The sequence below is a fragment of the Micromonospora sp. ABR4_055 genome (assembly GCF_056160425.1).
On the sequence record NZ_JBSWXD010000179.1, the window covers coordinates 1 to 12,064 of the forward strand.

8 protein-coding genes are annotated in these 12,064 nt (G+C 67.4%); 4 read left to right on the forward strand and 4 right to left on the reverse strand.

Annotation, left to right across the window (positions count from 1 at the left end):
• Both ACXAHD_RS28120 and ACXAHD_RS28125 read left to right on the forward strand, forming a co-directional pair.
• Positions 1-412 (forward strand): hypothetical protein (locus ACXAHD_RS28120; RefSeq protein WP_475054379.1); only part of this gene is annotated, 412 nt, incomplete at its 5' end.
• Complete coding sequence (locus ACXAHD_RS28125; protein WP_475054381.1) at positions 409-942, forward strand: hypothetical protein; 534 nt, start codon at positions 409-411, stop codon at positions 940-942. The genes ACXAHD_RS28120 and ACXAHD_RS28125, both read left to right, overlap by 4 nt.
• Here the strand turns inward: ACXAHD_RS28125 and ACXAHD_RS28130 are convergent.
• Together ACXAHD_RS28130 and ACXAHD_RS28135 are read right to left on the reverse strand one after the other, a co-directional pair.
• Entirely contained in the window at positions 869-1,516 is a 648-nt protein-coding gene (locus ACXAHD_RS28130) for a TetR/AcrR family transcriptional regulator (RefSeq protein WP_475054383.1), read from the reverse strand. The two genes, ACXAHD_RS28125 and ACXAHD_RS28130, sit on opposite strands and share 74 nt — an antisense overlap.
• Complete coding sequence (locus tag ACXAHD_RS28135) at positions 1,513-1,836, reverse strand: DMT family transporter (protein WP_353850380.1); 324 nt, start codon at positions 1,834-1,836, stop codon at positions 1,513-1,515. The genes ACXAHD_RS28130 and ACXAHD_RS28135 overlap by 4 nt, the downstream gene beginning before the upstream one ends.
• Positions 1,837-2,067: 231 nt before the next feature.
• On the opposite strand from ACXAHD_RS28135, the gene ACXAHD_RS28140 reads away from it, so the two are divergent.
• Entirely contained in the window at positions 2,068-3,564 is a 1,497-nt protein-coding gene (locus ACXAHD_RS28140) for a cellulose binding domain-containing protein (protein WP_475054385.1), read from the forward strand.
• A gap of 92 nt (positions 3,565-3,656) precedes the next feature.
• On the opposite strand, the gene ACXAHD_RS28145 is transcribed toward ACXAHD_RS28140, so the two are convergent.
• Together ACXAHD_RS28145 and ACXAHD_RS28150 are read right to left on the reverse strand one after the other, a co-directional pair.
• Entirely contained in the window at positions 3,657-6,113 is a 2,457-nt protein-coding gene (locus ACXAHD_RS28145) for an ATP-binding protein (protein WP_475054388.1), read from the reverse strand.
• Between the two features lie 166 nt (positions 6,114-6,279).
• Positions 6,280-7,605: an ATP-dependent 6-phosphofructokinase gene (locus ACXAHD_RS28150; protein ID WP_475054393.1), complete on the reverse strand. Its 1,326-nt coding sequence runs from the start codon at positions 7,603-7,605 to the stop codon at positions 6,280-6,282.
• 610 nt (positions 7,606-8,215) lie between these two features.
• On the opposite strand from ACXAHD_RS28150, the gene ACXAHD_RS28155 reads away from it, so the two are divergent.
• Positions 8,216-9,628 (forward strand): hypothetical protein, encoded by a 1,413-nt coding sequence (locus ACXAHD_RS28155; RefSeq protein WP_475054395.1) that lies wholly within the window; start codon positions 8,216-8,218, stop codon positions 9,626-9,628.
• The last annotated feature ends 2,436 nt before the right edge of the window (positions 9,629-12,064 follow it).

Here is a 12,064-nt window from a genome sequence, read left to right on the forward strand (position 1 = left end):
CCGCAGCGACGACCCGTACGCCCAGGCCGCCGCCGCCCGGCTGCGCACCGCCCTGGCCCGTCTCGACCAGCTCGGCGGCAGCCTCGGCGTCGGCACCGGCGCCCTCGACCGCTACTTCAACGCCCTCGCCAACGGCGACGACCCGCCGCAGCAGCGGCTGCGCCGGCTGGCCGCCCGACGCCCGCTCACCAGTAACCCACCCGCCACCGCCGACACCGACGACGGCGATCCGCCCGGCGACGGTGCCGACCCCGCCGGGCGGCAGCCACCCGCCGAGGTACGCGGCCTCGCCGCCCGTACCGCCGCGTCGCTGGTCGCCGCCGGCCGACACCACGTCAGGTTCCGCACCTTCTGGCAGCTCGTCCGCCACCACATCTGGCAAGACGCCTTCCGCACCTGGAGGAGCCGGTGACCAGCGCACCCACCGCCGCCCTGACCTACCTGGTCGCCGGGCAGACCGGCGCACACGAACGCCAACTCGCCCGCTTCGACGACGACCAGTGGCAGGAGTACCTCGACCTGCTCAGCGGGCTGTTCGTGCTCACCGTGGACCGACGGTTCCGGCCCGGCGAACCGGCCGCGGTGATCCGCTTCGTCGCCAGCGTCCGGGAACGCTTCGACCCCGCCGGCACCGCCATCGACCCGACCGTGGCCGAGACCCTGATGTACGCCGCCCTCGGCCAGCACGACACCCTGCCCGCCACCGCCGAGACCATCACCGCGCAGACACTGCTGGTCGTCGCCCTGGTCACCGACGAAGGGCTCAGCCCGGCCGGCCTGGCCGACCTGATCGACGACACCACCACGATGATCGCCGCCGAGCCGGACGACCGGCCAGCCGCCGTCACCCCGGACAGGCCGGCCGCCGTCACCCCGGACGGGCAGCCGGCCGACCAGCAGCAGCCCGACGACCACGAGCAGCAGCCGGCTGAACCGACCTGACCAGAGCGGCGATCGACGATTCGACGGCGGCGGTGTCCAGCGGCTCACCGATGGCGAAGTGTTGCAGCAGGACACCGTCGACGAAGACGGCGACCGCGTACGCCGCGCGGTCGCCGGTCAGCGGCGTCAGGATCTCGCAGAGACGGTCCCGCCAGGCGCGGGCCAGTGGCCGCAGCTCGGGGCTGCGGGCTGCAGCCAGGTACAGCTCCAGCTCGGTCAGCGCCCGGCCCCGGTCGGCCAGGTACTCCCCGATCAGCCCGGTGAGCCGGGCCGGCAGGTCGGTGCCGTCGCCGAGCTGATCGGCCCAGCGGCGCAACTCGGCCTCGACGTCCGTCTGGGCCTGCCGCAGCCCGGCCACGATCAGATCAACCAGGGTCGGAAAGTAGTAGGTCGTCGCCCCGAGCGGGACACCGGCGCGGGCGGCGACCGCCCGGTGTGTGGTCCGCCCGATGCCGACCTCGGCGACCACTTCCAGGGTGGCGGCGGCCAGCGCCCGGCGGCGACCCTCCGGATCCCGGGGCCGCACCGGACGGCGGTCCCGGCTGTGGGCCGAGCCAGCCGGGTCGGCGGTCAATGGGCACCGCCCAGGTTGAGCACCACCACACCGGCGATGACCAGCCCGATCCCGGTCACCTTCGCCAGGGTCAACGGCTCGCCCAGGAACGTCGCGCCGATCGCGGCGATGGCCGCCGTGCCGAGCCCGGCCCACAGCGCGTACGCGACACCGACCGGGATCGTCTTCACCGCCTGGGCGAGGCAGGCGAACGCGGTGACGTACGCCGCGACCAGGGCGAGCGTCGGCCACAGCCGGGTGAACCCGTGGGTCGACTTGAGCAGGCTCGTCCCGATCACCTCGGCGGTGATCGCGGCGGCGAGGAACACGTACGCCATGATCGTCTCCGTTCTTGTACACACGTACATGTACAACCGTACAAGAAACGGGTGGGCCGGCAGCGGATATCCCGGCCGACCACCGGGTGAGCAGCTGCCGCACGGATCGGCCCGACCATGAGCCGGTACGCAACTACCGGCAGGACGCCCGGCAGGTCGACTCCTGCCGGGCGTCCTGCCTGTCACCCCACATCAGACGCCGCTTGACTGAGCGTCATGGCATCAGTTCGAAAAGTGACCACCCTTGCGGTGGTCGTCGCAGCGATGGTCGGCGCGACCACGCTCACCGGTCCCACCGCCGCCAACGCCGAGGCCCACCAGCCGGAGCCGGCCGGGACCACCGAGTCCATCCTCGACCTCATCCCGGCACCGACCCTGGACCGGATGGTCGCCCAGGCTCCGCTGGTCGACGCGGCCAACGTCATCCGCACTGCGGTCGACCGTGCGCCGGGCCGGGGCTACGCCGGCATCGGCCTGGTCGACGACCAGGTCACCCTGTGGTGGAAGGGAGAGCCACCCGCCGACATCGCCGCGGCCGTCGCCGCCGCCCGCCGCACCGCGCCGGTCGAGGTGGCCGACGCCACCTACTCCCGCGCCGAACTGCGTACGGCAGCCGCCCGGATCGCCCCGGTGGTGGAGGCCGACCCGACCGACGCCAGCCACTCGGTCCGGCTGCGTACCGACGGCACCGGCATCGAGATCGGCGTCGACTACAGCTCGAGCACCGAGCTGCCGACGCTGCCGGAGACCGGTGTCCGTACCACCTTCGTCGAACGCGACCAGCTGGTCGAACGGTCGCGAACCGACGACGCCGCACCGTTCGACGGCGGGGCCGGCATCGGGCCCACCACGCCCTGGTGTACGGCCGGCTTCGGCGTACGTGACGCGGACACCACCGCCGGCTACATCCTCACCGCCGAACACTGCGGGTCGATCGGCTCGGCCTGGCACACCGGCTGGGACACCACCACCGGCACCGGCACGCTGGTCGGCTACGCGGTCGACAGCAACGACGACCACGACACGATGATCATCTCGACGTCGGCACCCGGCGGCCACATCTACGTCGGCGGTCAGCACGACGAGGTCCGCGCCGAAGTGGTCGGCTGGACCGAGGTCTTCCCCGGTCAGCTGCTGTGCCAGTCCGGGTACACCTCGGCGGGAGTGCTCGGCGGACCCATCTGCAACCTGCGGGTCGACTACCACTACGACGACATCGAGGACCTCGTCGAGGCCACCCAGCTCGACGGCCAGGACTCCGCCCGGAGTGGCGACAGCGGCGGCCCGGTCTACTTCGTCAACCCCGACGGCACCGTCCTCGCCGCCGGCACCACCACCCGGTCGGCCGGCCCGGGCTTCGGGTTCCAGGACTTCGCCACCGCCCGCGACGACTACGGCAACCTCGTGCCGGCGACGGCGATCGCCAGCAGCTGCCGGGTCTCCTTCGTGGTCACCCAGTCGTGGGGCACCGGCTACACCGCAAGCGTCACCGTCTACAACGACGGCCCGGCCGTCAACGGCTGGTCGGTGGGCTGGACCTTCCCCGGCGGGCAGCTCCTGCAGGGTCACTGGAACGGCGTCTTCCAGCAGACCGGATCGGCGGTGACCGTCACCAACGAGAACCACAACGCCGCCATCCCGACCGGCGGTGCCGTCAACTTCGGCTTCACCGCGGACGGCTCCCCCACCGTCCCGGCGCCGTTCACTCTCAACGGGACCACCTGCAACTGACCCTGTCCACCGACACCGGGTCCCGCCGAATCGCGGCGGGGCCCGGTCCCCTTCGAGGCGGATCAGCATCTCGGCGCGGATCAGAATCCCGGTCAGGACCCGGCCAGTTCCCGTCGCAGGGTGGCGCGCAGGGTCCGCACCTGCGGGGCGTCCAGTTCACCGCACCGGTCGAGCGCCCGCTGGCGCAGCAGGCGCGCGGCGGCCGGGTCCGACGCCGCGCCGGCCAGAGCGGCGAGCGCGGACAAGGTCTGCGCCTCCCACCACGGGCAGGACAGTGCCGCGTACAGGTCCAGCGCCGCCCGCAGCGCCTCGGCCGCCGCGTGGGCCTCGCCCAACGACGCGAGCGCGAGCCCGTACCGGTGCACGGCGTTGGCTTCGCTGAACGTCGCACCGCACCGGTGGAACACCCGCCGGGCGCGGGCGTACTGGTCGGCGGCGTCGCGCAGTTGGCCCATGCCGGCCAGCGCCGCCCCGAGACTCATCATCGCGCCGGCCCGGGCCACCGCCGCGCCGGTCCGGCTGAGCCCGGTGCCCCGGCCGTGGAACGCCAGCACGCCGCGGTGCAACTCGGCTGCTTCGGCGAACCGGCCGAGCGCGGCCAGCGCCCCGCCCTGCGCGCTCGCCGCGCTCTGCTCGCCGAGGGCGTACCCGATCTCGCGGAACAGGCCCACCGCCCGGCGGCTGTGGTCGACGGCCGCCCCGGCCCGGCCGGTCCGGATCAGGATCGCGGCGGTGTAGGTCAGCGCCCACGCCTGCTCCCGGGGGTCCCCGATCCGCCGGGCCAGTTCCAGCGCCCGGGCCAGGGCGGCCAGCCCGTCGACGTTGCGGTCCTGACAGAAGTACCGGGCCCAGCCCAGGAAGTTCAGCAGAACGGCCTCGTCGCGAGGGCTTCCGACCGCTTGGGCGGCGGCGACTCCCAGCGAGAAGATCTCGTCCCAGGGGTGCCGGTGACTGTTGGCGTCGGAGTACCAGTGCAGTGCCCTGGCGACCGCGACCACCTCGGTGTGCCGACCGCGCCGGGCGGCGTCGCGCAGCGCCGCCAGCCAGTTGCCGGACTCCCGGTCCAGCCAGTACGCCGCCGCCCGGTCGTCGTCGAACGGGGAATCGGCCCGACCGGCATCGAACGGGGAATCGGGCCGCCCCGCGTCGAACGGGGAGTCGGCCCGACCGGCGTCCGGTTCGAACATCACCCCGGCCTGCCGGGTACGCAGCAGCAGCCAGCCGATCATCCGTTCGTGCGCCGCCGTCCGGCGGGTCTGCGGTTCCTCGGCGTCGAGGCGTTCCTTGGCGTAGAGCCGGACCAGGTCGTGGAACTGGTACCGGTCGCCGAGGGTCAGGAGGAGACCCGCCTCGACCAGCTCCTCCAGGGCCGTCGACGCGGTCTCCTCGTCGATGCCGGCCACGACGGCGACCAGCGCGGGTGCGAAATCGGTGCCGGGGATCAGTGAGGCCCGCCGGAACACCCGCGCGGTCACCGGGTCCAGTTGCCGGTACGAGACCTCGAACGCCGACCGCACGCCCAGGTCCCCGGCGGTCAGGACGGTCAGCCTTCGACGTTCGTCGCGGAGCAGGTCCACCAGCCACGCGACCGACCATTGTGGCCGGCTGGCGAGCCGGTTGCCGGCGATCCGCACGGCCAGCGGCAGCTGTCCGCAGAGGGTGACGAGTTGGTCGGCGGCGGCCGGCTCGGCGGCGATCCGGTCGGCGCCGACGATCGCCGCGAGCAGCGCTCGACCGGCCGCCGGGTCGAGCAGGTCGAGCGGCTGGCGGACCGCGCCGGCCAGGCCGGCCAGCGGACGCCGACAGGTCACCAGCACGAGGCATCCCCGCCCGGCCGGCAACAGTGCACGTACCTGTGCCTCGTCTGCGGCGTTGTCCAGGATCACCAGCAGCGGCCGGTCCCGGGTCAGGGTGCGGAACAGGCCGCCCCGCTCGGCCGGCGACACCGGCACCCTGCTGTCCGGCACCCCGAGCGACCGCAGCAGCCCGGCCAGCGCCTCGGCCGGGTCGAGGGGTCCGTCCGGCGAGGCGCTCTGCAGGTCGACGAAGAGCTGGCCGCCGGCGAAGGCACCACTGAGCCGATGTCCGGCCGCGACCGCGAGGCTGGTCTTGCCGATCCCCGGCGGCCCGTGCAGCACCACCACCGAGGAGGTCTCGGGCCGGCCGGCGGCGACCTCGGCGGCCAGCGTCGACAGCCGTTGCAGGATCTCCGCCCGGCCGGCCAGGTCCGGGACGGCGGACGGCAGTTCCCCGGGTACGACCACCGCCTGGCCCTCGTGCGGCACCGTGCCGCCCTCGCGCGGCTGCCGCTCGGCCCGGGCCAGGGCGACGAAGCGGTCGCGGTCCGCCCCGGCCAGCCGCAGGGCATCGGCGAGCAACACCACCGTCCGTCGTTGCGGGCTGCGCACCCGGCCGCGCTCCATTTCCCGGATGCTGCGGACGCTGGAACCCGCCGCCTCGGCAAGCTCCTCCTGGGTCAGTCTCCGCTGCAGGCGGAGGGCCCGGAGCAGATCCCCGAACTGGTCATGCTGCACCTGACTGGTAGCCATGGCTTCCCCAACCACCCAACGCCCTGGCGCACATGACGTGCGTGCTGCCACCTCTACGTAACAAGAATCGGCGACAATATGCACAGAGTGTGATCGCAGTCGTGACAAAACAGTGACGAGTCGCCGGAACCCGGCCCGCGCCGGCACGGGCTCCCAGCCGCTCGAATCAGGAGATCGACGGCGGCTGGCCGGTGGCCTCCAGGACCGACAGCCAGAGGTCGCCGTGCGGGTCGACCTGGTTACGGGTGCTCACCGCCAGCGGCATCGGCACATGCACGAACCTGCCCCGCCACCGACCCACCACCAGGTCCGTCCGACCGGCCATCGCCGCGTGCACCGCCGCATGCGCCAACCGAATACAGTAGACACTGTCGTACGGGTTCGCCGGCACGCCGCGGATCGTGTAACTCGGGTCGATGTACTTCACACTCGCCTCGCGCCCGGCGTCGGCGAAGTCGTCGACGATCCGCTGCCGCAGATAGCGTCCGAAGTCGTGCAGCCGCAGATTGCCGGAGGCGTCGTGGCCCACGGGTTCACCGGCCAGGTGCTCCTGGCCGGCGCCCTCGGCGGCGACGACCGTCGCGTGCCCCCGGTCGGTGACCCGCCGGCGCAGGTGCGCCAGGAGGCCACCCGGGCCGTCCAGAGCGAACGGCACCTCGGGCACCAGGACGAAATCGGCGTCGTGGGTGGCCAGGGCCGCGTAGCAGGCAATGAAACCCGAGTGCCGGCCCATCAGCTGTACGAGCCCGATCCCGCCGGGGAACGCGGTGGCTTCCACATGGGCGGCCCGGATCACCTCGGTGGCGTGCGCGACCGCCGTCTGAAAACCAAAACTCTGATCGATGTACGGAATGTCGTTGTCGATCGTCTTCGGCACCCCGACGACGGCGACCGGCCGGCCCCGACGGGCGAGCACCTCGGTGATCCTCGACGCGCCGCGCATCGAACCGTCGCCACCGATCACGAACAGGATGTCGATGCCGAGCTCGTCGAGGGTGTCGGCGATCTCCTCCGGATCCTGGTTGCCCCACGACGTACCGAGGATCGTGCCGCCGTACTCGTCGATCCGGTCGACGACGGCCGGCGTCAACGGCACCACCGGATGGCCGTGCCGGGCGACCAGCCCCTGATAGCCGTTGCGGAAGCCGACGATCTGCCGCACCCCGTAGCCGGCGGTCAACTCCAGCACCAGGGCCCGGATGACGTTGTTCAGGCCCGGGCAGAGCCCACCGCAGGTGACGATCCCGACCCGGGTCCGGGCCGGCTCGAAGAAGATCTTCTGTCGCGGTCCGCCCGGCTCCAGGCTGGGCAGCTCGTCGATGGGCAGACCCCGGCCGGTGAGCATCCCGACGGTGTCGTCGAGCAGCACCCGGTCGGACTCGTCGACATAATGCCAGCTGGTGTTGCGCCCGAGCAGCAGTCGGGCCAGCGGCGAGTCGAACAGGCACCCGCCCGGCGTCCGGATCTCCAGTCGCACCGGCTCGTCGGCCATCCACCCATGGTCCCGGCCGTAGTTTTCGGCAGCGTTACCGAACGGCGCCCTCGACCGATCCGACCTGATCAGGGCGGCGATCGACGATTCGACGGCGGCGGTGTCCAGCGGATCACCGATGGCGATGTTGCAACAGAACACCGTCGACCAAGACGGCGACCGCGTACGCCGTGCGGTCGCCGGTCAGCGGAGTCAGGATCTCACAGAGATGGTCCCGTCAGGATGAAGAGCCCGCTGGCCGCAGGGATTGTCACCGGAGTGATCGCGACAGCGGGTACGTGACACTTCCTCTCCGCCGACTTGCACACCTGGGTCCCCCGACCGGCTGACACCCGCACCCCACCACCACGGCGCCGCCGCACCCAGCCACACCGACCGCCAGTATGTCCACGAGACCTGGGATTACTTACGATCTGAGGGCGTATGACATCATCTAGGCATGGCAGCGCTCACCGTGGACAGTGCCCGGTCCGATGACGCTCGATCGAGAGCCATCGGTAGATTTCACCCAGCAACGATTCTGACCGCCCTGTGTGTCACACTTGGCGTCCTATACAGATTCCTTGCACTGCTGTGGAGTGTGCCGCCCACCAATAGCGATGAGGCGACCATGGGACTGGCCGCGATCCACATATCGAAGGCCGAGAATTTTCCAGCATTCTTCTACGGGCAGAACTACATGGGAACACTCGAAGCCTACTTGGCTGCGCCGATATTCGCACTATTCGGACCATCGGTTATTTCGCTGCGAATCCCGAACCTGCTCCTCTTTGGCTCATTTCTTGTCATAATGTGGCGGCTCGTCGACCAGCTTTACCGCAGCCGCTGGTTTACTTTGCTGATAGTCGGAATTCTGGCCCTCGGCTCGGACCGGATACTGAAGAATCAAATGATTTCCGGTGGCGGCTATCCTGAAATCAATCCGGCAGGCGCCGGGTTAATGTTGCTCGCAGTTGGGCTCGCGGCAGACCGGTATCGCCATCGCGGCGCCGCCTTCGCGGCATGGGGATTCATCGCGGGATTGATGATCTGGGTTGACCCACTCGTCCTGCCATATATTCTTTGCGCAGGTGCGGTCCTAGCTATCTTTGCAAAGAAGGAGATTATCTGGAGCGGTGGCGCCCTCCTCGCCGGAGGCACCCTCATAGGAGCAACACCCCTCATCGCGCACTCAATCAGCTCACGCGTCAATCCGATCTCCGTGCTGCTGACTTTGAGCGGAAGCAGTGAGGCATCACCATGGATGGACCACCTGTATGGCGGTATGATATTCGGTATCCCAATGGGGATGGGATTCTGCGCGCCAAGCGAGTGCACGCCATGGCAACTCTGGTGGGGACTTGCTTTTCCGCTGCTTCTCCTAGTTGCAGCAATAGCCACATTGGCTTCGATTCGACATGAGGAAGGAATTCAGAAAGTAACCTCCGTAGCCCACCTAGGTTTGTTGATCGGCGCGGCATTGACGATTCTCGCGTACGTTCGGAGTAGTGCCGCAGCAGACACTCCAGTCGAAAGTGCCAGGTACCTCTCGTGCCTACTAATTTCGCTACCAGCCGCGCTGTGGCCACTTTGGGAATCACTGCAGAGTCGCGTGGTAGTTTGGCGCGTGGCATCAGCAACCATTCTCGCCGCCACTGCAATATCGACCTTGGTCGCCACTGCTGGTGTCGTGGCAATTGCGCCCAACATGAGAGATCTTGCCCAACAAAGGGATAACATGATTGCACGACTCGAACAACTCGGTGTAACCCACGTGTTTAGCGAGTACTGGACGTGCAATAACATCACCTTCGCGACAAACGAGAGCATCGTGTGTGCCGTCATTGACGAGGGCGACTTGAGTCCAGGCCTAAACCGATACTTGCCGCATCTGGAGGCGGTGCAGGATTCGAGCGATCCAGCATATGTTCTTCCTGTCGATTCACCCGCTAATCCGGTCGTCACACGGCTACTCTCAACGAATCAAACCTCACCCGCCATTGTGAGCGTACCCGGCTACCACATCTACCTGCCGAGCAGCTGAGATGCGTCCGCATCCGCCGGGCCTGAACCGGTTTCAACCCAAACCATCCGACATACATTAGGTATTCACCGGGGCGAGTAAGCTTTCCAGCATTTCGGCCGGTGGCGCGACCTGCGGCGTCTTGGCGTGCTGATAGTTGCAGATTGCAGGGCCGTCGATCCGTTGCTGTGCTCACGAGAGGAACCCTTGCCCTCGTCGCGAGGCAGGCGATGATGATCGACAATCTTTAGGCACAGGTCGACGATCTGCGGGTGGTGGTGGTGGAGGAGGAGTTGCGGCGCGGGTTAGACTCCCGATTCGTCGAACTCGTCGCATCCGCCGTCGTCGGACAGCCCGTTCAATCGGCCATCGCCGAAGAACTCCGTTGCGGGACTACCGGCGGCAGTTGTTTGAGGCGTCGTGTCAACCGCCGCCCAAGGTGGTCCAGTACCACATGGCAGAACCCCCGATGCCCGTGTTGCGGACAGGTCAACCAGGGCCAGCCGCCCCGGTACGTGACCGGTCGGGCCAGTGGGGACCCGGAGTGTCCGCCCGCGCGGTCCTCGCCACGATCGGCCACCATCTGCCCAACGCGCGGGCCGCGGCGCTGTTGGACCCGCTAATCGGCCCGGATCCGCGGCCTGCTGCAGAACATCACGTCATGCTCGCCCAAGTCCAGATCGAAGCCAGATCGACCGATCCCCACGATCATTACACCGCAGCGCCTGGTCGCGGCCGTGCCGGAATCGTTGAAGGGGCCCTGACCGCCATGAGCAAACTAAACACCTAGACCGGGCTCTATGCAATAACCTGGACGGGCACAGCACTCTGCAAGGTGCCCTGAATATTTCGAGAACCTCAGGATCACCGAGAGCCGTGCCCGCCCAGTCAAAGCTACAGCACTCCAGACATCAACGCATAGTTCCCAACCGCGAGCACTCCGACTTTGTCGGGCACATGATTGAAGAACTCTAGGCAGGGATTAGGGTGTACCCCTTGAATGCGGCATAGGTGCCGGATGGGCAGTACGCAAACGAGCCGCGCCTGTCGCCAGCCCAACGGGTAACGCCGTTGTACGTCCCACCATTTGTGCAGATCACAAAATAGCGGTAGCTGTCCGGCCCATTCCCGTCGACCCAACCGCCGAAACTAGTATCGGTATTTAGATATGTCTCAGGTTCGCCGAACCACTGCACTCCCACCGAAGTGGCCGATGCGGGCACAGCCATCACTGTAACGGCCGCAACGACGCATGCACCCAAAAGACCAACCTTTGCCACGAACCTACGAAGCATCTTCGTTTCCTTTTAAGTCAACCGATAATAGAAGCTCAAGCGAAGGATCTATCAGATTCGAGTCGTGCCCCTGCGCCAGCGAACACGCCGAATTCCTCGCTTGCTACACGTCGTGGAACCGCGCGGCCAAGTAAGCTTGCGATGCCCATCGTCAATCTACTGCCACAGTTTGCCTTTCGAGCTTTTCAAGGCAAACCCCTTAGCCGCTCGAACTGCAACGAATCTCAGCCGAATCTTCCTTAGACGATAATCATGGTCAGATTCGATCGGTCAGACGAGGTTACTACCGTAGTAGCTACCGAGGTAGTAGACGTATACCCCACCGGAGGTGGCCGACGTGCCGGAAGGACAGGAAACATACGATGCAGTACGGTCTCCCGCCCACAACACCATACCGTAGTACCACGAACCGTTGCTACACCTTACTACACCTCGGTAGGTGTAGTCTGGGCCGTTTCCGTCGCACCATCCTCCGGCGAATGTCGAGTAACGGCTAGCGTAACACTCCCCTAGCCAACCCGCACTGACCCCGACGTTGTCCGATCCGCCGATTCGCCCCACGCTCTCGGCGACCAAAACCGCCTCACTTATCGAACCCACGTCATGTGCGGAGGCTTGGGCTGGATTCGCCATAACAGCGAGAGCTAGACCGACGGCTGCTGCACCAACAGCAATTCTGGAAAGAAGCTTCTGCACGATACCTCCAGTTCGAGGGGTCAGGCCGTTTATCAACCTCTTGAGTTGATGCTGCAATCGTCTACACCTGACATACGGCAGTCAAGATGCGATTGATGTGACTCATTACATAGACCGACATCCTCCCTGCTCAGCCAGCGAACACCAATCGATGATCTTAATCAACTCCCTGTCTCAAAAGTGACATTGTCATGACTCAGATTGTCTTTCGTCAGATCATGAGCGTCCGCAAACGCTCGAGCTCAGCCAGCACCGATCCGACCATCGCCTCCAGACAACCGTGGTCGTAGCCTTGGCCAACGGGTGAAGGTCTCAGCGAGGGCAGGCTGCTGGCACATTAGATCGGCGACGCCAACGAGTTGATCGCACCGCGCTCTGAGCCTCGATCCACCGACGCGGTTGCCGCTGAATGTTGGTTGATCATTTCTGTATTGGGTGGTGCGGCGGGCGTGAGGGAGTCGCCGAT